This is a genomic window from Pseudomonas sp. SG20052 (genome assembly GCF_031766055.1).
GTDB classification, from domain to species: Bacteria; Pseudomonadota; Gammaproteobacteria; order Pseudomonadales; family Pseudomonadaceae; genus Aquipseudomonas; species Aquipseudomonas mandelii.
The window spans coordinates 1,853,509-1,875,348 of record NZ_CP134498.1; the positions used below are offsets into that span (position 1 = coordinate 1,853,509).

Annotated in this window: 16 protein-coding genes; 11 read left to right on the forward strand and 5 right to left on the reverse strand. The window is 59.7% G+C overall.

Annotated elements, in window-relative coordinates:
- Positions 1 to 25 precede the first annotated feature (25 nt).
- The 4 genes from RHP74_RS08455 to RHP74_RS08470 all read left to right on the forward strand — a co-directional run bounded on the left by RHP74_RS08455 (position 26) and on the right by RHP74_RS08470 (position 5,873).
- The gene (locus RHP74_RS08455; protein WP_169858238.1) at positions 26 to 628 is read left to right on the forward strand and encodes a DsbA family protein; all 603 of its coding nucleotides are present in this window, start codon (positions 26 to 28) and stop codon (positions 626 to 628) included.
- Positions 621 to 2,438: an ABC transporter ATP-binding protein gene (locus RHP74_RS08460; RefSeq protein ID WP_311098838.1), complete on the forward strand. Its 1,818-nt coding sequence runs from the start codon at positions 621 to 623 to the stop codon at positions 2,436 to 2,438. The genes RHP74_RS08455 and RHP74_RS08460 overlap by 8 nt, the downstream gene beginning before the upstream one ends.
- Before the next feature lie 135 nt (positions 2,439 to 2,573).
- Positions 2,574 to 5,033: an EAL domain-containing protein gene (locus RHP74_RS08465; protein WP_077747964.1), complete on the forward strand. Its 2,460-nt coding sequence runs from the start codon at positions 2,574 to 2,576 to the stop codon at positions 5,031 to 5,033.
- A 78-nt stretch (positions 5,034 to 5,111) separates the two neighbouring features.
- A complete protein-coding gene (locus RHP74_RS08470) occupies positions 5,112 to 5,873 on the forward strand; it encodes a TenA family transcriptional regulator (protein WP_409201932.1) in 762 nt (253 codons plus the stop codon).
- Positions 5,874 to 5,982: 109 nt separating this feature from the next.
- Here the strand turns inward: RHP74_RS08470 and RHP74_RS08475 are convergent, their stop codons facing one another.
- The 5 genes from RHP74_RS08475 to RHP74_RS08495 all read right to left on the reverse strand — a co-directional run bounded on the left by RHP74_RS08475 (position 5,983) and on the right by RHP74_RS08495 (position 10,980).
- On the reverse strand, positions 5,983 to 6,909 hold the full coding sequence (locus tag RHP74_RS08475; RefSeq protein ID WP_311098842.1) for a GGDEF domain-containing protein: 927 nt from the start codon (positions 6,907 to 6,909) through the stop codon (positions 5,983 to 5,985).
- Positions 6,910 to 7,283: 374 nt separating this feature from the next.
- Positions 7,284 to 8,024 carry a YciK family oxidoreductase gene (locus RHP74_RS08480; RefSeq protein ID WP_007899713.1) on the reverse strand — a complete coding sequence of 247 codons (741 nt, stop codon included), beginning with the start codon at positions 8,022 to 8,024 and terminating at the stop codon, positions 7,284 to 7,286.
- Positions 8,025 to 8,211: 187 nt separating this feature from the next.
- Positions 8,212 to 8,883 (reverse strand): N-acetylmuramic acid 6-phosphate phosphatase MupP, encoded by a 672-nt coding sequence (gene mupP / locus RHP74_RS08485; RefSeq protein ID WP_311098844.1) that lies wholly within the window; start codon positions 8,881 to 8,883, stop codon positions 8,212 to 8,214.
- Positions 8,884 to 8,887: 4 nt separating this feature from the next.
- On the reverse strand, positions 8,888 to 9,586 hold the full coding sequence (ubiG, locus tag RHP74_RS08490) for a bifunctional 2-polyprenyl-6-hydroxyphenol methylase/3-demethylubiquinol 3-O-methyltransferase UbiG (protein ID WP_311098846.1): 699 nt from the start codon (positions 9,584 to 9,586) through the stop codon (positions 8,888 to 8,890).
- 59 nt (positions 9,587 to 9,645) lie between these two features.
- Positions 9,646 to 10,980 carry a TRZ/ATZ family hydrolase gene (locus RHP74_RS08495; protein ID WP_311098848.1) on the reverse strand — a complete coding sequence of 445 codons (1,335 nt, stop codon included), beginning with the start codon at positions 10,978 to 10,980 and terminating at the stop codon, positions 9,646 to 9,648.
- 108 nt (positions 10,981 to 11,088) lie between these two features.
- Here RHP74_RS08495 and mtnA point away from each other — a divergent pair, with 108 nt between their 5' ends.
- The 7 genes from mtnA (at position 11,089) to cmk (ending at position 21,750) form a co-directional block, all read left to right on the forward strand.
- Positions 11,089 to 12,165 carry an S-methyl-5-thioribose-1-phosphate isomerase gene (gene mtnA, locus RHP74_RS08500; RefSeq protein ID WP_010461692.1) on the forward strand — a complete coding sequence of 359 codons (1,077 nt, stop codon included), beginning with the start codon at positions 11,089 to 11,091 and terminating at the stop codon, positions 12,163 to 12,165.
- Positions 12,166 to 12,590: 425 nt separating this feature from the next.
- Complete coding sequence (gene gyrA / locus RHP74_RS08505) at positions 12,591 to 15,260, forward strand: DNA gyrase subunit A (RefSeq protein WP_010461691.1); 2,670 nt, start codon at positions 12,591 to 12,593, stop codon at positions 15,258 to 15,260.
- A 265-nt stretch (positions 15,261 to 15,525) separates the two neighbouring features.
- Positions 15,526 to 16,611: a 3-phosphoserine/phosphohydroxythreonine transaminase gene (gene serC, locus RHP74_RS08510; protein WP_010461687.1), complete on the forward strand. Its 1,086-nt coding sequence runs from the start codon at positions 15,526 to 15,528 to the stop codon at positions 16,609 to 16,611.
- Entirely contained in the window at positions 16,611 to 17,705 is a 1,095-nt protein-coding gene (gene pheA, locus RHP74_RS08515; protein ID WP_010461684.1) for a prephenate dehydratase, read from the forward strand. Before serC ends, pheA begins: the two co-directional genes overlap by 1 nt.
- Positions 17,706 to 17,715: 10 nt before the next feature.
- Positions 17,716 to 18,828 (forward strand): histidinol-phosphate transaminase, encoded by a 1,113-nt coding sequence (gene hisC / locus RHP74_RS08520; RefSeq protein ID WP_010461683.1) that lies wholly within the window; start codon positions 17,716 to 17,718, stop codon positions 18,826 to 18,828.
- A 28-nt stretch (positions 18,829 to 18,856) separates the two neighbouring features.
- Positions 18,857 to 21,064, forward strand: coding sequence for a bifunctional prephenate dehydrogenase/3-phosphoshikimate 1-carboxyvinyltransferase (locus tag RHP74_RS08525; RefSeq protein WP_231990963.1), 2,208 nt, complete (start codon positions 18,857 to 18,859; stop codon positions 21,062 to 21,064).
- Positions 21,061 to 21,750, forward strand: coding sequence for a (d)CMP kinase (gene cmk, locus RHP74_RS08530; RefSeq protein WP_010461679.1), 690 nt, complete (start codon positions 21,061 to 21,063; stop codon positions 21,748 to 21,750). The genes RHP74_RS08525 and cmk overlap by 4 nt, the downstream gene beginning before the upstream one ends.
- The last annotated feature ends 90 nt before the right edge of the window (positions 21,751 to 21,840 follow it).

The following is a 21,840-nucleotide window of genomic DNA, read 5'->3' on the forward strand; positions in this document are numbered from 1 at the left end:
ACGCCTGCTCTATGTGATGGACCCGATGTGTTCCTGGTGCTGGGGCTTTGCGCCCGTCGCCAACGCGCTGGTCGAGCAGGCGCAGGCTGCAGGGGTGGACGTGCACCTGGTGGTGGGCGGCTTGCGCACCGGCAGCGGCTCCGCATTGGAGCCGACTACCCGGCGCTACATCCTTGAGCATTGGCAAGCCGTCACCCAGGCCACCGGCCAACCGTTCAAGACCGAAGGCGCATTGCCTGACGGTTTTGTCTACGACACCGAGCCTGCCTGCCGGGCGTTGGTGACCGCGCGTAGCCTGGCGCCGGATTGCGCGTGGAAACTGCTCGGCCTCATTCAGCACGCGTTCTATGCCGAAGGCCGAGACGTCACCCACGCCAGTGTCCTGGTCGAGTTGGCCGAGAAAGCCGGCCTGCCGCGCATCGAGTTTGCGGCTGCGTTCGACCGTGCCGATCAGCACGCCGCGACTGCTGCCGATTTCACCTGGGTCCAGGACCTCGGCATCGCCGGATTCCCAACGCTGTTGGCCGAACGTAGCGGGCAACTGGCGCTGCTGACCAATGGCTATCAACCCTTGAGTGAATTGTCGCCATTGCTCGGTCGTTGGCTGGAGCGCGCTGCCTGTGCATGACCTGCCCGATGACACGCCAGCTCCCAAGCGTGTCGATCGGCTGAGTTGGGCTGAAATCCGGCGGCTGGCCCTTCACCATAAAAAATCCCTGTGGATCGCCAATGGCGTGGCGGTGCTGGCCACCCTGTGCAGCGTGCCGATTCCGTTGCTGCTGCCGTTGCTGGTGGACGAAGTGCTGCTGGGGCATGGCGATTCCGCGCTGAAAATCATGAACCACGCGTTGCCGGAAGGCTGGCAGAAAGCGGCGGGCTACATCGGCCTGATGCTGCTGGTGACCTTGTTGCTGCGCTGCGGCGCCTTGCTGTTCAACGTGGTGCAGGCGAAGTTGTTCGCGGCGCTGGCCAAAGACATCGTGTATCGCATCCGCATACGGCTGATCGAACGGCTCAAGCGTATTTCCCTGGGCGAATACGAAAGCCTGGGCAGCGGCACGGTGACCACGCACCTGGTCACGGACCTGGACACGCTGGACAAATTTGTCGGCGAGACACTCAGTCGATTCCTCGTGGCGATGCTGACGCTGGTCGGCACTGCAAGCATTCTGATCTGGATGCACTGGAAGCTGGCGCTTTTGATCATGTTGTTCAATCCGCTGGTGATCTACGCCACGGTGCAACTGGGCAAGCGGGTCAAGCACCTGAAGAAGCTCGAGAATGACAGCACCTCGCGTTTTACCCAGGCCCTGACCGAAACCCTCGACTCGATCCAGGAAGTGCGTGCCGGCAACCGTCAGGGGTTTTTCCTCGGGCGTCTGGGGCAGCGGGCCCGGGAAGTGCGCGATTATGCGGTGACCTCGCAGTGGAAGACCGATGCGTCGAACCGTGCCAGTGGCTTGCTGTTCCAGTTCGGCATCGATATTTTCCGCGCTGCGGCGATGCTCACCGTGTTGTTCTCCGACTTGTCCATCGGGCAGATGCTGGCGGTGTTCAGCTACCTGTGGTTCATGATCGGTCCGGTGGAGCAGTTACTCAATTTGCAATACGCCTATTACGCCGCCGGTGGTGCGCTGTCGCGGATCAACGAGTTGCTGGCCCGCGCCGATGAGCCGCAATACCCCGGCGGTGTCGATCCGTTTCAGGGGCGGGACACCGTGGGCATCGAAGTCCAGGGCTTGAGTTTCGGATACGGCGACGAGTTGGTGTTAAACCAGATGGACCTGTCCATCGCCCCCGGTGAAAAAGTGGCGATTGTCGGTGCCAGCGGTGGCGGCAAGAGCACCCTGGTGCAGTTGCTGCTGGGGTTGTACACGCCCCTTGCCGGGACCATCCGCTTCGGTGGCTCGACCCAGCAGGAGATCGGCCTGGAGACCGTGCGCGAAAACGTCGCCGTGGTCCTGCAACATCCGGCGCTGTTCAATGACACGATACGCGCCAATCTGACGATGGGCCGTCTGCGCAGCGACGAGGCCTGCTGGCAAGCGCTGGAGATTGCCCAGCTGAACCAAACGGTTCGAGAATTGCCTGATGGTCTGGACAGCATTGTCGGACGCTCTGGCGTGCGCTTGTCCGGTGGTCAGCGGCAACGGCTGGCGATTGCGCGGATGGTGCTGGCCGAACCCAAGGTGGTGATTCTCGACGAGGCCACCTCGGCGCTGGACGCTGCCACCGAATACAACCTGCACCTGGCGCTGGCGCGGTTCTTGAGCAACCGCACCACGCTGATCATTGCGCATCGGTTGTCGGCGGTGAAACAGGCTGATCGGGTGCTGGTGTTCGACGGCGGGCAAATTGCCGAGGATGGTGACCATCAGCAACTGATTGCCGAAGGTGGGTTGTACGCCAAGCTTTATGGCCATTTACAGCAGCATTAGTGACAGCCCGCGTCAGGTTTGCGGCAAGTGCATGCAAAATACGGGCGCTGGCTTGCCGGGATCGAATACGCACCCTAGTCTAGCTGTAGCGATCACGTTGGATGATGATCTGGCAGTGCTAATACAAGGGACCTCATGAAGCAAAAGCGGACTCTCGGAACCCCTAGGTTATTGGGCATCGTCTGGCCATTTATTGCCGTAGTGCTATTTCAAGCGCTGTTGGGCGGGGTCAGTCTCTATGTACTTTCGGCAGTTCGCGGCTATGTGGCCGGGGAGAGCCTGTGGTCCAAGGGTCAGAAGGACGCCATCTATTACCTCAATCTCTACGCGGACAGTCGCGACGAGGCCATTTTCCTCAAGTACCAGAACGCCATTGCCGTACCCCAGGGTGGTCACGAGTTGCGCGTGGCGCTGGATCACCAGCCACCGAATATCGAAGCCGCACGGGTGGCGATTCTCAAGGGTGGCAATCATCCCGACGACGTCTCCAGCGTGATCTGGCTGTACCTCAATTTCAGGCATTTCAGTTACCTTGAAAAAGCCATCGACCGCTGGACGGTGGGTGACGCGTATCTGGTGCAACTCGATAACGTCGCCCAAGAGATGCACCGGCGCATTACCGAAAACCAGGCGTCGGACGCTGACATCAAACGCTGGAAAGACCAGATTTTTGCAATCAACGATGGTGTGACGCCTGCCGCCACAGCCTTCAGCGATGCCTTGGGCGAGGGCTCGCGCTTGATTCTGCGCCTGCTGCTGGTCACGAACCTGGCCACGGCCCTGGGCTTGATTGCGTTAGCGTTGATGCGTACCCACAAACTGCTCAAACAGCGCCATGCCTTTGCCGAGGCCTTGCAGTTGGAGAAAGACCGGGCGCAGATCACCCTGCAATCCATTGGCGACGGTGTGATTACCACGGATGTCGACGGTGCGATCGCCTACATGAACCCGGCGGCCGAGGCGTTGACTCACTGGAAAGGCGAGCAGGCCATCGGCTTGCCGCTGGCGGCCTTGTTCAATCTGCTGGATGACAACGCTCAGGCTGACGGCTTTACCTTGATCGAGCACATATTGAGCGGTCAGCTCAGCGGCGCCAGCGAGCATTCCAAACTGATCCAGCGCCTCGACGGCAGCACCGTCTCGGTCACCCTGGTCGGGGCGCCGATCCGCAACGCCGACAAGGTCAGTGGCGCCGTGCTGGTGTTGCATGACATGACTCAGGAGCGCCAGTACATCGCCAATCTGTCCTGGCAGGCGACCCACGACGCCTTGACCGGGCTGGCCAATCGTCGCGAGTTCGAGTATCGCCTGGAGCAGGCGTTGCACAACCTGACCCGATACTCTGGGCGCCACGCCTTGATGTTCCTCGATCTGGACCAGTTCAAACTGGTCAATGATACCTGCGGCCACGCGGCGGGTGACGAACTGCTTCGGCATATCTGCGCGCTGTTGCAATCAGGCTTGCGCGAAGGTGACACGCTGGCCCGGCTGGGTGGCGACGAGTTCGGGATTTTGCTGGAAGACTGTCCGCCGGAAGCGGCCGAGAAAATTGCCGAGAGCCTGCGCCATACCGTGCAGAACCTGCACTTTGTGTGGAAAGGCCGGCCATTCGTCACAACGGTGAGCATCGGGATGGTTCATATCGCGCAAACCCCGACCACCCTCGAAGCTTCACTGCGTGCTGCCGATATGGCCTGTTACATGGCCAAGGAAAAAGGGCGTAACCGTGTTCAGGTGTATAACGCCGATGATTCGGAACTGTCCCTGCGTTTCGGTGAGATGGCGTGGGTACAGCGCCTGCACATGGCACTGGAAGAGGATCGCTTTTGCCTCTATTCCCAAGAAATCGCACCCCTTGGTCATACCGAACACGGCGGCGGGCATATAGAAATCCTGTTGCGTCTACATGATGAAGCCGGGCGCATGATATTACCGGACAGTTTTATTCCGGCTGCCGAACGTTATGGTCTGATGACCGCACTTGATCGTTGGGTGGTGCAGAACGTCTTTAAGATCATTGCCCAATGTATTGCCGAAGAGCGCAAAGGTCCTTTGGCCATGTGTGCGATTAATCTGTCAGGCACTACTATCGGAGATGACGCGTTTCTGGACTTCCTGAGGGAACAGTTTGTTGCATGGTCCATTCCACCTGAAATGATTTGTTTTGAAATTACAGAGACCAGTGCAATTTCCAATTTGGGAAGTGCAATTAGATTTATCAATGAACTCAAAGGTTTAGGTTGTCACTTTTCGTTGGATGACTTCTGCGCCGGTATGTCCTCATTCGCCTACTTGAAACATTTACCTGTAGACTTCTTGAAGATCGATGGAAGTTTCGTAAAGGATATGCTGGACGACCCGATTAACCGCGCCATGGTAGAAGTGATCAATCACATCGGCCATGTCATGGGTAAGCGCACGATTGCCGAGTTTGTAGAAACACCCCAGATCGAGCAGGCATTGCTGGAGATCGGGGTCGACTTCGCTCAAGGGTATGTCATTGAACGCCCGCATCTGTTTACCTGCGATAGTTTGCAAAGTCGTCCTGCCAGGCCTCAACCTTTGTTATTCAAGGCGCCCGGCACGTTCCGTTGAAATCTCTTGCTGATCCTAACAATCACAATCAAAAGGAGCCCGACAGTGATCGACACATTCAATCGAACCGGACCACTCATGGAAGCTGCAAGTTATCCCGTATGGGCGCAACAGCTCATCAAGGACTGCAGCGAGAGTAAGCGCCGGGTTGTCGAACACGAACTGTATCAGCGCATGCGAGACAATAAGCTCGGCGCAAAAACCATGCGGCAGTACCTTATTGGTGGCTGGCCCGTCGTTGAACAGTTCGCGTTATATATGGCACAAAACCTGACCAAGACTCGTTTTGCCCGACACCCTGGTGAAGACATGGCGCGTCGTTGGTTGATGCGTAACATTCGTGTCGAACTTAACCATGCCGATTACTGGGTTAACTGGAGTCGGGCCCATGGGGTCAGCCTGGAAGATTTGCAGGCGCAACACGTTGCACCTGAACTTCACGCCTTGAGCCACTGGTGCTGGCACACCAGTTCGGCGGATTCGCTGATTGTCGCCATTGCCGCGACCAACTATGCCATCGAAGGGGCGACCGGAGAGTGGTCGGCATTGGTCTGTTCCAATGGTGTCTATGCGGCCGCGTTCCCGGAGGAAGATCGCAAGCGGGCCATGAAGTGGTTGAAGATGCACGCTCAGTACGATGATGCCCATCCCTGGGAAGCGCTTGAAATCATCTGCACATTGGCGGGCCTGAACCCGAGCAAATCCTTGCAAGTGGAATTGCGCCAGGCTGTCTGCAAGAGTTACGACTACATGCACCTGTTCCTGGAGCGCTGCATGCAGTTGGAACACTCTGAAAAGGCTCCGGTCGCGCGTGAGCGCATGGCATTGGCCGAAAGCTGATCCATAGGTATTACAGGCGAAAAAATGTGGGAGCGGCGTTGCGGCGATCCGAGCAAGTCGGATCGCCGCAACGCCGCTCCCACATTAGTTATGTGGCTCAGCTGAAGGATTAACCCGCCATGGCCAACCGGTTACGCCCTTCGCGCTTGGCGACATACAGCGCGCTGTCGGCCCGACGCAACAAACTATCGGCCGATTCGCCGGGCAGCAGGGTCGAGCAACCCAGGCTGACCGTCAGCTCGATCTGATTGCCATCGGCTTTGTAACTCTGCGCCTGTGCCGCAAACCGCAGTCGTTCGCCGACCATGGCGGCGGCTTCCCGACTGGTGTTGGACAGTAGAATCAGGAACTCTTCGCCACCAAAACGGAACACCATGTCCACATTGCGCAGCTGGTTCTTGATCGAGGCCGCGACGCTCTTGAGTACGTCATCGCCCGCACTGTGGCCAAAATTATCGTTAACGTTTTTGAAGTGATCGATGTCCAGCATCAGCAGTGACAACGGCATCAAGTGGCGCCGCGACATCTCGATTTCACGCTCTAAGGTCTGATCCATGGCGATGCGGTTGCCGGTATCGGTCAACGGATCGCGCAGTGCACTTTGCGTCGCCGCGCGATAGAGCAGGGCGTTACGCATCGGGAACAGGAGCGTGGACAGCAGCGATTCCAGATTGCTTTGTTCGTGGTCGCTGAATCGCTGATTGCGGCGGAACACCAGTTCACCCAGGTTCTCGCCTTCATGGCTGAGGCTGTAAGTGACGGAATGGTGGCCGCGATGCCCGAATTCCAGACGCAAGTCGCTGGCCGAGTGCTGATAAGTCAGCGCATCCAGCGGCACCAGGCGTTGAATCTCGCGGAAGAAAAGTCCGAGAATGCGTTGTGGCTCAAGACTTGTCTGCAGTTGCTGGCCAAGTTGCTGACGCACTTGTGCAAGGCTGAATGGCCGCTCCAGAATGGGAGGTTGCTGACCAAAGCCCAGGCGTTGCAATTTGGCGCTGTCGAAGGCAATTGCGTTGGTCTGGGATGGTGATTTCATATGGCGTGAGCCCCTAAGCAGTAAGGCTGTCTTACAGGCTGGGTGAGAGCGGCTTTGGGCTGCGCGTCATACTGGTCCATCAGTCCCGTAGGACATTTGGCGCAAGTTTAGTCCGCTTTGCCGAATATAAGTAACCTATCGACTGAGGCGTCCGCCCGATTGCTTTCACACGGCGTGTCTGAGCAAAATTAGAGCGAAAGTCATGCCAATGAGTTCCTTTGAATAAAAACCCTTAAAAATCAAAAAGTTGAAGGATTTCTGAAGGATTTCAGGCAGAAAGAGCGGCGGCGTATTGACTTAAACCACTGCACTTGCGGGGTACTTTCAGGGCCGCGCCGGGAACCCGGCGCGGTACAAAAAGCGACGTGCGGTTGTTACTGTGCGTTGAAAGCCTGGCCGTTGATGCCCGTGCTGTCCGGACCCATCAAGTAAAGGTAGACCGGCATGATCTCCTCGGGCGTAGGGTTGTTCAGCGGATTTTCACCCGGGTATGCCTGGGCGCGCATGCTGGTACGGGTAGCGCCCGGGTTGATGCTGTTGGAGCGCACCGGCGCCACGGTGTCGACTTCGTCGGCCAGGGTTTGCATCAGGCCTTCGGTGGCAAACTTGGACACGCCATAAGCGCCCCAGTACGCGCGACCCTTACGGCCGACGCTGCTGGAGGTGAACACCACCGAAGCGTCCTGGGACAGCTTGAGCAGCGGCAGCAAGGTGCTGGTGAGCATGAACATGGCATTGACGTTGACGTGCATGACGCGCATGAAGTTCTCGCCGGACAGCTGCTCGATCGGCGTGCGCGGACCAATGATCGACGCGTTATGCAGCAAACCGTCGAGGTGGCCGAACTCTGTTTCGATCATCGCGGCCAGCTCATCGTATTGATGAGGCAACGCGGTTTCCAGGTTGAACGGTATCACCGCAGGCTGTGGATGCCCGGCGGCTTCGATTTCGTCATAGACCTGAGTCAGATTGGCTTCGGTCTTGCCCAGCAGCAGTACGGTTGCACCATGGGCTGCGTAGGTTTTCGCCGCCGCAGCGCCAATGCCGCGACCTGCGCCGGTAACCAGGATGACCCGGTCCTTGAGCAATTCAGGGCGGGCGGAATAATCAAACATAAGAAACCTCACAACAATTCAACACAAAGGCGGCACCGAACCTGTGGCGAGGGAGCTTGCTCGCGTTCGACTGCAAAGCAGTCGTAAATCACCAGATACGGTGTGCCTGACAGAATGCGTTTTTAGATAGAGGAGGCGCTTCGCGCCCCAGCGGGAGCAAGCTCCCGCGCCACAAAATCTGCGGTACTCAGCAGCTGTAAAGAGCGCTATCGAGCACCTTGCGCAACTCAAGCGGATGATCCACCACCACATCCGCCCCCCAATGCCGCGGGTTGTCGTCCGGGTGAATGTAGCCGTAGGTCACTGCAGCCGTTTTGGTGCCGGCATCGCGACCGGACTCGATATCGCGCAGGTCATCGCCCACAAACAGCACGCTGGCCGGGTCCAGGTCGAGCATCTTGCACGCCAGGATCAACGGCTCAGGGTCCGGCTTGCTGTTCTTGACATGGTCCGGGCAGATCAGCAGTGCCGAGCGCTCGGCCAGGCCAAGCTGCTGCATGATCGGCTCGGCGAAGCGCAGCGGCTTGTTAGTGACCACGCCCCAGATCAGGTTGGCTTTCTCAATGTCGACCAGCAGTTCGCCCATGCCGTCGAAGAGTTTGCTGTGAACCGCGCAACCGGCGAGGTAACGCTCCAGAAACTCCAGGCGTAATTCCTCGAAACCCGGTGATTCCGGGTCCATGGAGAAGGTCACGGCGACCATCGCCTTGGCCCCGCCGGAAATCTCGTCGCGGATGTGCTTGTCGTTCACCGGCGGCAAGCCGCGATCGGCGCGCATCGCCTGGCAGATGGCGATGAAGTCCGGCGCGGTGTCGAGCAGCGTGCCGTCCATGTCGAAAAGGACTGCTCTGATACGCATCGGCTTACTCCTCGCGCAGGGTCTGGATCATGTAGTTGACGTCCACATCGGCCGCCAGTTTGTAGTGCTTGGTCAGCGGGTTGTACGTCAGCCCGATGATGTCCTTGACGGTCAGGCCGGCCATGCGGCTCCAGGCGCCCAGTTCGGAAGGACGGATGAATTTCTTGAAGTCGTGAGTGCCCCGTGGCAGCAGCTTCATGATGTATTCGGCACCGATGATGGCGAACAGATACGCCTTCGGATTGCGGTTGATGGTGGAGAAGAACACCTGGCCGCCCGGTTTGACCATTTTGAAGCAGGCGCGGATCACCGAGGACGGATCCGGCACGTGCTCCAGCATTTCCAGGCAGGTGACCACGTCGAACTGCTCAGGCATTTCCTCGGCCAGCGCTTCGGCGGTGATCTGCCGGTACTCGACGCTCACGCCGGATTCCAGCTGATGCAATTGCGCGACCGCCAGGGGCGCTTCGCCCATGTCGATGCCCATGACGGTGGCGCCGCGCTGAGCCATGGCTTCGCTGAGGATGCCGCCACCGCAGCCCACATCGAGGACTTTCTTGCCGGCCAGGCTGACCCGTTCGTCAATCCAGTTGACCCGCAGCGGGTTGATGTCGTGCAGCGGTTTGAACTCGCTTTCGCGGTCCCACCAGCGATGGGCCAGGGCTTCGAATTTGGCGATTTCGGCGTAGTCGACGTTGCTCATGGTTTAAGTCCTCTAAAACTTGAAAAATCCTGTTGCCCCGGAAGTCAGTCCGGGGAGGCTTACTGTTCGGTGTGGCCGCTGATGCGTTGACCCCAGGCCTTGGCGGTGGCGCAGAGCTGCTCCTCGTCCAGGCGAGTCAGGCGACGGTCGTCGAGCAATTGTTTGCCGGCGACCCACAGGTGTTTCACGCAGTCTCGGCCGGTGGCGTATATAAGCTGCGAAACCGGATCGTAGATCGGTTGCTGCGCCAGGCCCGAGAGGTCGAACGCGACGATGTCCGCGGCTTTGCCAACTTCCAGCGAACCGGTTTCAGTCTCGATCCCCAGCGCACGGGCGCCATTGAGGGTGGCCATGCGCAGCGCGCGATGGGCGTCCAGCGCGGTGGCCGAGCCAGCGACAGCCTTGGCCAACAGCGCGGCAGTGCGGGTTTCGCCGAGCAAGTCGAGGTCGTTGTTGCTGGCCGCGCCATCGGTACCGATGGCGACATTGACGCCAGCCTGCCAAAGACGCTCGACCGGGCAGAAGCCGCTCGCCAGCTTGAGATTGGACTCCGGGCAATGAACCACATTGGTGTTGCTTTCTACCAGCAGCACCAGGTCTTCATCGCTGATCTGGGTCATGTGCACGGCCTGGAAGCGCGGGCCGAGCAATCCCAGGCGGCCGAGTCGGGCCAGGGGGCGCTCGCCGCGCTGCTCGACCGATTGCTGCACTTCGAACGCGGTTTCATGGACGTGCATGTGAATCGAGGCGTCCAGTTCTTCGGCGATCACCCGGATCTTCTCCAGGTTTTCGTCGCCTACGGTGTAGGGCGCATGGGGGCCGAACGTGACTTTGATCCGCTCGTGGTGCTTGAGATCGCCGAACAATTCGACGCCCTGACGAATGGCCTCGTCCGCCGTGCTGGCCCCTGGAATCGGGAAATCGAGGATCGGAATGGTGATTTGTGCGCGTATGCCACTGTTATGGACACGTTCGCTGGCAACCTTCGGGAAGAAATACATGTCAGAGAAACAGGTGATGCCACCTTTGATCTGCTCGGCGATCGCCAGGTCGGTGCCATCGCGTACAAAATCTTCGTCGACCCACTTGGCTTCGGCGGGCCAGATGTGGTTTTCCAGCCAGGTCATCAGCGGCAGATCGTCCGCCAGGCCCCGGAACAGTGTCATCGCCGCATGCCCGTGGGCATTGATCAGGCCGGGGCTGAGCAACATGTCCGGCAACTCACGAACTTCGGTTGCGTTAAGCTTCAGCGCAGCCGCTCGTGGGCCGATAAACACGATGCGTCCATCGCGAATGCCCAGGCCGTGCTCTTTGAGGACAACACCAGCGGGTTCGACGGGTACCAGCCAGGTCGGCAGCAATAACAGGTCGAGCGCAGCGGCAGTGTTCGGCATCGAGGGTCGGTTCCAGTGCTTTTGTAAAGGATGGCGAAGTATACCCGAGCGTCTTCGCGGGGGGATCGCTATAATCGGCGGCTTTTGTTCATGAGTGCGGGGTGTGGGATGCGCGATCGACTGTTGGCTGCGGAGAAGGTGAAGGCCATCGATTGGCGTGATGGCGCCCTGTACCTGCTGGATCAGCGTATTTTGCCGTTCGAGGAAACGTGGATCGCCTGCACCAGCGCCGCAAGCGTGGCCGAGGCCATTCGCTCGATGGTGGTGCGCGGCGCGCCGGCCATTGGCATCAGTGCGGCCTATGCGATGGTGCTGTCGGCCCGCGCTCGCATAGCTGAGGGTGGTGACTGGCAGGCCGAGTGGGAAGAGGATTACGCATTGCTGGCTGATTCCCGTCCAACGGCGGTGAATCTGTTCTGGGCCTTGGGGCGCATGCGTGACCGCCTGGATCGTCTCAAGGGCGATGCGGATCCTCTCGCGGCGCTGGAGGCGGAAGCCATCGCCATTCATGAAAGCGATCGCGAAGCCAACCTGACCATGGCGCAATTGGGTGTGGACCTGATCCGCAAGCACCAGGGCAACGCGCAGGCGATCCTGACCCACTGCAATACCGGCGCACTGGCCACCGGCGGTTTCGGCACCGCGTTGGGGGTGATTCGCGGGGCCTTTATCGAAGGCATGGTGGAGCGCGTCTACGCCGACGAAACCCGCCCATGGTTGCAAGGTTCGCGATTGACCGCCTGGGAATTGGCCAATGAAGGCATTCCTGTGACCGTCAACGCCGACTCCGCCGCCGCGCACATCATGAAAACCAAGGGTGTGACCTGGGTGATTGTCGGCGCAGACCGGATCACTGCCAATGGCGATGTGGCCAACAAGATCGGCACGTATCAGCTGGCAGTCAACGCCATGCACCACGGCGTGCGCTTCATGGTGGTGGCGCCGAGTTCGACCATCGACATGAACCTGGCCAGCGGCGACGAGATTCCTATCGAAGAACGCGATGGTCGCGAGTTGCTGGAGGTCGGCGGCAAGCGGGTCGGGGCGGAGGTTGATGCGTTCAACCCGGTGTTCGACGTGACCCCGGCGGACCTGATCGATGCGATCGTCACCGAGAAAGGCATCGTCGAGCGCCCGGACACGGCGAAAATGGCGCTGTTGATGTGCCGCAAGCGTCTGCATTGAGAGCGTCCGGCGCCTTGTAAATCGACATCGACAGCAGGCTGGCTCCCACAGGTTTTTTGATCGACACCGATCCTGTGGGAGCCAGCCTGCTGGCGATGAGGCCCTAAAAGTCAACAAACATCCGTAAATCAGATGCCAATTCTGCATTCGGAGCGGCTCTAAGCCTCTCTCGTCCCCTTTCAGCCTGCCACCAGTCAACTAACTACACTCCATGCGCGTCTGGGGGATAGGTGCGTGGCGGCTCTTGTGATAACATCCGGCGTTTTCCGAGGCAGTCCCGCGGGGTTGTCTTTACTGCGCAAATCCATGGTTCAACATGTTGATTTGTCGTAAGTCGGTGCATGGCACTCAGCCTGCAGCGGCGAGCTTCGTTCGTCCCATATGGATGTGACGAAGTTTCACCAGAAAAAGGAATCGAGCTTCTCATGGGCGAACTGGCCAAAGAAATCCTCCCGGTCAATATCGAAGACGAGCTGAAGCAGTCCTACCTCGACTACGCGATGAGCGTAATCGTCGGGCGGGCCTTGCCGGATGCGCGCGATGGCTTGAAGCCCGTGCACCGGCGTGTGCTGTTCGCGATGAGCGAGCTGGGCAACGACTTCAACAAGCCGTACAAGAAATCTGCCCGTGTTGTCGGTGACGTGATCGGTAAGTATCACCCGCACGGTGATACCGCGGTGTACGACACCATCGTCCGCATGGCGCAGCCATTCTCGCTGCGCTACCTGCTGGTAGACGGGCAGGGCAACTTCGGTTCGGTGGACGGCGACAACGCCGCCGCCATGCGATACACCGAAGTGCGCATGACCAAGCTGGCGCACGAGCTGCTGGCTGACCTGCACAAAGAAACCGTGGACTGGGTGCCGAACTACGACGGCACCGAAATGATCCCGGCGGTCATGCCGACCCGTATTCCCAACCTGTTGGTCAACGGCTCCAGCGGTATCGCCGTGGGCATGGCGACCAACATCCCGCCGCACAACCTCGGTGAAGTCATCGACGGTTGCCTGGCGCTCATCGACAACCCTGAGTTGACCATCGATGAGCTGATGCAATACATCCCCGGTCCGGACTTCCCGACCGCCGCGATCATCAACGGTCGCGCCGGCATCATCGAAGCCTACCGCACCGGTCGTGGCCGCATTTACATGCGCGCCCGCTCGATCATTGAAGACATCGACAAGGTCGGTGGCCGTCAGCAGATCGTCATCACCGAACTCCCTTACCAGCTGAACAAGGCCCGTCTGATCGAGAAGATCGCCGAGCTGGTAAAAGAGAAGAAGCTCGAAGGCATCACCGAACTGCGCGACGAGTCCGACAAGGACGGTATGCGCGTCGTGATCGAGCTGCGTCGTGGCGAAGTGCCTGAGGTGATCCTCAACAACCTCTACGCCCAGACCCAGCTGCAAGCCGTATTCGGTATCAACATCGTCGCGCTGATCGACGGCCGTCCGCGGATCCTGAACCTCAAGGACCTGCTGGAAGCCTTCGTTCGTCACCGTCGCGAAGTCGTTACCCGTCGTACCGTGTTCGAACTGCGTAAAGCGCGCGAACGTGGCCACATCCTGGAAGGTCAAGCGGTTGCCCTGTCGAACATCGACCCGGTCATCGCCCTGATCAAGGCTTCGCCAACGCCGTCGGAAGCCAAGGAAGCGCTGATCAAGACTGCGTGGGAATCTTCCGCCGTGGTCGCGATGGTTGAACGTGCCGGTGCCGATTCGTGCCGTCCAGAGACCCTGGATCCGCAATACGGTCTGCGCGAAGGCAAGTACTTCCTGTCGCCGGAACAGGCACAAGCCATTCTGGAGCTGCGTCTGCACCGTCTGACCGGCCTGGAACACGAAAAGCTGCTGGCCGAGTATCAAGAGATCCTCAACCAGATCGGCGAGCTGATCCGCATCCTCAGCAGCGCCACGCGCCTGATGGAAGTGATCCGCGAAGAGCTGGAAGTGATTCGCGCCGAATACGGCGACGTGCGCCGCACCGAGATTCTCGATGCCCGTCTCGACCTGACCCTGGGTGACATGATCCCGGAAGAAGAGCGCGTCGTGACCATTTCCCACGGTGGCTATGCCAAGACCCAGCCATTGGCTGCGTACCAGGCTCAGCGTCGTGGCGGTAAAGGCAAATCGGCTACCGGCGTGAAGGATGAGGACTACATCGCTCACCTGCTGGTCGCCAACAGCCACACCACGCTGCTGCTGTTCTCCAGCAAAGGTAAAGTGTACTGGCTGAAAACCTACGAAATCCCGGAAGCGTCCCGCGCGGCCCGTGGTCGTCCGTTGGTCAACCTGCTGCCGCTGGACAGTGATGAATACATCACCACCATGCTCCCGGTCGACGAATACACCGAAGGTCACTTCATCTTCATGGCCACTGCCAAAGGCACCGTGAAGAAGACCCCGCTCGAATCCTTCAGCCGTCAACGTAGCGTCGGTCTGATCGCGCTGGAGCTGGACGAAGGTGACGTACTGATTTCAGCTTCCATTACCGATGGCAGCCGCGAAGTCATGCTGTTCTCCGACGGCGGCAAGGTCACTCGCTTCAAGGAAACCGACGTTCGCGCCATGGGCCGTACCGCTCGCGGTGTCCGCGGCATGCGTCTGCCGGAAGGTCAGAAGCTGATTTCCATGCTGATTCCGGAAGAAGGCAGCCAGATCCTCACCGCTTCGGCCCGTGGTTTCGGCAAGCGCACGGCGATCACCGAGTTCCCTGAGTACAAGCGTGGCGGTCAGGGCGTTATCGCCATGGTCAGCAACGACCGTAACGGCCGCTTGGTCGGTGCAGTCCAGGTGCTCGACGGCGAGGAAATCATGCTGATTTCCGACCAGGGCACCCTGGTGCGTACCCGCGTCGACGAAGTGTCCAGTCTGGGGCGTAACACCCAAGGCGTGACCCTGATCAAACTGGCCAGCGATGAAACGCTGGTCGGTCTGGAGCGGGTGCAGGAACCGTCGGAAGTCGAAGGCGAAGAGCTGGAAGATGAAGAGCTGGAAGGTGAAGAGGGGGCGGTGTTCGACGGCGAGGTCGTGATCGACGACGTGGTTGAAGATCAGCAACTCGACGCCGCTGCTGACGAAGAGCCACAAGAGTAAGTGGACAAACAGGGGGCGGATGAAAATTCGCCCCCTTGTTGTTTGTCCCGTATGAAAATATCGACACCGATGGAGTCCCTTGTAGGAGTGAGCCAGCTCCGGGCGGCGTTCCGACGACGCAGGCGCCGCGGTATGTCTGACACATCGCGGTGATGCAATCGCGAGCAGGCTCACTCCTACAAAAGCTGTGCTTCAGCAGGGACTCTGTGTCGATTGATGTTGTGATTTATTGCGTGATTACCACCAAATCAGAGCGAGATTGGATGTGAGCAAGAGAGCCTATAACTTCTGTGCCGGTCCTGCGGCACTTCCCGAAGCTGTCCTGCAGCGCGCCCAGGGTGAACTCCTTGATTGGCACGGCAAGGGCCTGTCGGTCATGGAGATGAGCCATCGCAGTGATGAGTTCGTGTCCATCGCCACCAAGGCCGAGCAGGATCTGCGTGATCTGCTGAATATCCCCTCGAACTATAAAGTGCTGTTTCTGCAAGGTGGCGCCAGCCAGCAATTTGCTCAGATTCCTCTGAACCTGTTGCCGGAAAGCGGCACCGCCGACTATATCGACACCGGTATCTGGTCGCAGAAAGCCATCGAAGAAGCCTCGCGCTACGGCCGCGTCAACGTTGCCGCTACTGCCAAGCCTTATGACTATTTCGCCATTCCCGGTCAGAACGAGTGGAGCCTGTCGAAAGACGCGGCCTACGTTCACTACGCACCGAACGAAACCATTGGCGGCCTGGAATTCAGTTGGGTCCCGGAAACTGGCGACGTTCCGCTGGTGGCCGACATGTCTTCGGACATTCTCTCGCGCCCAATCGATGTTTCGCGCTTCGGCATGATCTACGCCGGCGCGCAGAAAAACATCGGCCCGAGCGGCATTGTCGTGAACATCATTCGCGAAGACCTGTTGGGTCATGCCCGTTCCCTGTGCCCGACCATGCTCAACTACAAGGTCGCGGCCGATAACGGCTCGATGTACAACACCCCGCCTACCCTGGCCTGGTATCTGTCCGGTCTGGTATTCGAGTGGCTGAAAGAGCAGGGTGGTGTTGAAGCTATCGGCAAGCTCAACGAAGTGAAGCAGCGCACGCTGTACGACTTCATTGACGCCAGCGGCTTGTACAGCAACCCGATCAACAAGTCGGATCGCTCGTGGATGAATGTGCCGTTCCGCCTGGCTGACGACCGTCTCGACAAGCCATTCCTGGCCGGTGCCGACGAACGTGGCCTGTTGAACCTCAAGGGTCACCGTTCCGTGGGCGGCATGCGTGCCTCCATCTATAACGCCGTCGACATCGTTGCGGTCAACGCACTGATTTCGTACATGGCAGAGTTCGAGAAGGAACACGGCTAATGTCTGAGCAAGAACTCAAGGCACTGCGCGTTCGCATTGATGCCCTGGACGCCAAAGTCCTGGAGCTGATCAGTGAGCGTGCACGCTGCGCCCAGGAAGTTGCGCGAGTAAAGATGGCCTCGCTGGCCGAAGGCGAAGTGCCGGTGTTCTATCGTCCTGAGCGTGAGGCTCAGGTGCTCAAGCGCGTAATGGAGCGCAATCAGGGGCCGCTGGGCAACGAAGAGATGGCGCGTTTGTTCCGCGAAATCATGTCCTCGTGCCTGGCCCTCGAACAGCCGCTGAAAGTGGCGTACCTCGGCCCTGAAGGCACCTTCACTCAAGCCGCCGCCATGAAGCATTTCGGCCACGCGGTGATCAGCAAGCCGATGGCAGCGATCGACGAAGTGTTCCGCGAAGTGGCGGCCGGTGCGGTGAATTTTGGCGTGGTCCCGGTGGAAAACTCCACTGAAGGCGCGGTCAACCACACCCTCGACAGCTTCCTCGAACACGACATGGTCATCTGTGGCGAAGTCGAGCTGCGGATTCACCATCACCTGTTGGTGGGTGAAAACACCAAGACCGACAGCATCAGCCGCATCTACTCCCACGCCCAGTCCCTGGCCCAGTGCCGCAAGTGGCTGGACGCGCACTACCCGAATGTCGAGCGCGTGGCGGTGTCGAGTAATGCCGAAGCAGCCAAGCGGGTCAAGGGTGAGTGGAACTCGGCGGCGATTGCCGGCGACATGGCCGCCAGCTTGTATGGGCTGACCCGCCTGGCCGAGAAAATCGAGGATCGCCCGGACAACTCCACGCGCTTCCTGATGATCGGCAGCCAGGAAGTACCGCCGACCGGCGACGACAAGACGTCGATCATCGTCTCCATGAGCAACAAGCCCGGTGCGCTTCATGAGTTGCTGGTGCCGTTCCACGACAACGGTATCGACCTGACGCGAATCGAGACCCGTCCGTCGCGCAGCGGTAAATGGACCTACGTGTTCTTCATCGACTTCGTCGGCCACCACCGTGATCCGTTGATCAAAGGTGTACTGGAAAAGATCAGTCAGGAAGCAGTAGCACTCAAAGTGCTGGGTTCTTACCCGAAAGCAGTTCTCTAAGGGGTAGCAAATGAGTGGCAACTTCCTCGCTCTGGCGCAGCCGGGCGTGCAACAACTTTCGCCTTACGTTCCGGGCAAACCCGTGGACGAACTGGCGCGTGAGCTGAACATCGATCCAGCCAGAATCATCAAGCTGGCCAGCAATGAAAACCCGTTGGGCGCCAGTCCAAAGGCGCTGGCAGCCATTCGCGACGAACTGGCCGAGCTGACCCGCTATCCGGACGGCAACGGTTTTGCGCTCAAGACCCTGCTGGCCGAGCAGTGCCGCGTCGAGCTGAATCAGGTGACGCTGGGCAACGGTTCCAACGACATTCTGGAGCTGGTGGCGCGTGCGTACCTGGCGCCCGGCCTGAACGCGGTGTTCAGTGAGCATGCGTTTGCTGTTTACCCGATCGCCACGCAAGCCGTCGGCGCGACGGCCAAAGTGGTCCCGGCCAAAGACTGGGGCCATGACCTGCCGGCCATGCTGGCTGCGATCGATGCCGATACTCGTGTGGTATTCATCGCCAACCCGAACAACCCGACCGGGACCTGGTTCGGTGCCGAGGCGCTGGACGAGTTCCTGCAGGACGTACCGGAGCATGTGCTGGTGGTGCTGGACGAGGCGTACATCGAATACGCCGAGGGCAGCGACTTGCCGGATGGCCTGGACTTCCTGGCGGCGTACCCGAATCTGCTGGTTTCGCGCACGTTCTCCAAGGCTTATGGCCTGGCGGCACTGCGGGTCGGTTATGGCTTGTCCACTGCGGTGGTTGCCGATGTGCTGAATCGCGTGCGTCAGCCGTTCAACGTTAACAGCCTGGCCCTGGCCGCTGCGTGCGCTGCACTGCAAGATGCCGATTACCTGGCTGAAAGCCGTCGCCTGAACGAAGCCGGCATGCAGCAGCTGGAAACGGGGTTTCGTGAGCTGGGGCTGAGCTGGATTCCTTCCAAGGGCAACTTCATCTGCGTCGATATGGGGCAGGTGGCTGCGCCGATCTTCCAGGGGTTGCTGCGCGAAGGCGTGATCGTGCGTCCGGTGGCCAACTACGGCATGCCGAACCACCTGCGCATCACCATCGGTTTGCCCGCGGAAAACAGCCGCTTCCTTGAGGCGCTGACCAAGGTTCTGGCTCGTGGTTGATGTCACTGCACTGCAACCTGCTGCCCCTATGATCGGTCGCCTGGTGGTGGTCGGCCTGGGGTTGATCGGCGGTTCGTTTGCCAAGGGTTTGCGTGAAAGTGGCCTGTGCCGCGAAGTGGTCGGGGTCGATCTCGACCCGCAGTCGCGCAAGCTCGCGGTTGAGTTGGGCGTAGTGGATCGCTGCGAAGAAGACCTGGCGATTGCTTGTCAGGGCGCGGATGTGATCCAGCTCGCCGTGCCGATCCTTGCCATGGAAAAAATGCTTGGCCGCTTGGCCGGCATGGACCTGGGGCAGGCGATTCTGACCGATGTTGGCAGCGCCAAAGGCAATGTGGTGCGTGCCGCGACCGAAGCGTTTGGCGGCATGCCGTCGCGTTTTGTGCCGGGCCATCCGATTGCCGGTTCCGAGCAGAGCGGGGTGGAAGCCTCCAATGCCGAGCTGTTCCGTCGCCATAAAGTGATTTTGACACCGCTGGATCAGACCGATCCGGCCGCGTTGGCAGTGGTCGACCGTTTGTGGCGTGAATTGGGCGCCGATGTCGAGCACATGCAGGTCGAGCGTCACGACGAAGTGTTGGCGGCAACCAGCCATTTGCCACACTTGCTGGCGTTCGGTCTGGTCGATTCACTGGCCAAACGCAATGAAAACCTTGAGATCTTCCGTTACGCTGCGGGCGGTTTTCGCGATTTCACAAGAATCGCGGGAAGCGACCCGGTCATGTGGCACGACATCTTCCTCGCCAACCGCGAAGCTGTCCTGCGCACACTTGATACATTTCGCAGCGACCTCGACGCCTTGCGCGACGCGGTCGATGCAGGGGATGGGCACCAATTGTTGGGCGTATTCACTCGCGCCCGGGTTGCCCGCGAACATTTCAGTAAAATCCTGGCCCGCCGGGCTTATGTGGACGCTATGAACTCCAACGACCTGATTTTCCTGGCTCAACCTGGTGGCCGCCTGACTGGGCGGATTCGTGTACCGGGCGATAAATCGATTTCCCACCGTTCGATCATGCTCGGCTCCCTGGCCGAAGGCGTCACCGAAGTCGAAGGCTTCCTCGAGGGCGAAGACGCCCTGGCGACCTTGCAAGCCTTCCGCGACATGGGCGTCGTGATCGAAGGTCCGCACCACGGTCGCGTGACCATTCATGGCGTCGGCCTGCATGGCTTGAAGCCTGCGCCAGGCCCGATCTATCTGGGCAACTCCGGCACCTCGATGCGTCTGCTGTCGGGCCTGCTGGCTGCGCAGGACTTCGATAGCACCCTGACCGGTGACGCCTCGCTGTCCAAGCGCCCGATGAATCGCGTGGCCAATCCGCTGCGTGAAATGGGCGCCGTGATCGAGACCGCCGCTGAAGGTCGTCCACCGATGACCATTCGTGGCGGCAACAAGCTCAAGGGCCTGACTTACACCATGCCGATGGCCAGCGCCCAGGTTAAATCCTGCCTGCTGCTAGCCGGCCTGTACGCCGAAGGCAAGACCACCGTCACCGAACCGGCTCCGACCCGCGACCACACCGAGCGCATGCTGCGCGGCTTTGGCTATCCGGTCACTGTTAACGGTGCGACCGCTTCGGTTGAGTCCGGCCACAAGCTGACTGCGACCCACATTGAAGTGCCGGGCGACATCTCGTCTTCCGCGTTCTTCCTGGTGGCGGCATCGATCGCCGAAGGTTCGGAGCTGGTGCTCGAGCACGTCGGCATCAACCCGACCCGCACCGGCGTGATCGACATTTTGCGTCTGATGGGCGCTGATATCACTCTGGAAAACCAGCGTGAAGTCGGCGGCGAGCCGGTGGCGGATCTGCGCGTACGGGCAGCTAAACTCAAGGGTATCGAGATTCCCGAAGCGCTGGTTCCACTGGCCATCGACGAATTCCCGGTGCTGTTCGTGGCCGCGGCCTGTGCCGAAGGGCGCACCGTGTTGCGTGGCGCCGAAGAGCTGCGAGTCAAGGAGTCGGACCGTATCCAGGTCATGGCGGATGGCTTGCTCGCGCTGGGCGTCAAATGCGAACCGACCCCGGACGGCATCATCATCGACGGCGGCCTGATAGGCGGCGGCGAAGTGCACGGTCACGGCGATCACCGGATTGCCATGGCGTTCAGCGTTGCCTCGCTGCGCGCCACCGCACCGATTCGCATCCATGACTGTGCCAACGTCGCAACCTCGTTCCCGAACTTCCTTGCGCTTTGTGCGCAGGTCGGCATTCGTGTTGCACAAGAGGCTCAGTCGTGAAAATCATCGCACCGGTCATCACCATCGATGGGCCAAGCGGCTCTGGCAAAGGCACGGTCGCCGGGATACTGGCGAAGCGTCTGGGCTGGAATTTGCTGGATTCCGGTGCGCTCTACCGTCTGTTGGCGTTCGCTGCGCATAACCACGGCGTTGACCTGACGAATGAAGAACTGCTGAAAAAGCTTGCCGCTCATCTGGATGTGCAGTTCATTGCGGCGACCGAAGGTCAACTGCAGCGCATCATTCTGGAGGGTGACGAAGTCAGCGATGTCATCCGTACGGAAAGCGTCGGCTCGGGAGCGTCCCAGGTGGCTGCATTGCCCGCGGTACGCGAGGCGCTGCTTCAGCGTCAGCGGGCGTTTCAGGAATCGCCGGGGTTGGTCGCCGATGGGCGCGACATGGGCACGGTGGTTTTTCCGGACGCGCCGCTGAAGATATTCCTTACTGCCAGTGCCGAGGAGCGTGCGCGCCGTCGATACTTGCAGTTGAAGGGCAAAGTCGATGGTGTTAGTCTGTCGAGTCTGCTAGATGAGATCCGTGCACGCGATGAGCGTGACACCCAGCGAGCGGTAGCCCCGCTCAAGCCGGCGGCTGACGCCATACAGCTGGATTCCACGGAGTTATCCATCGATCAGGTGCTGGAACGCATCATGAGCGAGATCGCCATTCGCGATATCGCCGGGTGACCAAGAAGCTCTGCAGGGGACCAGTCATAGTCTTGCAGTGCTTCTTTAAATGAACATAACCCACGTCGTCTGGGATGTGGAGATGGGCGT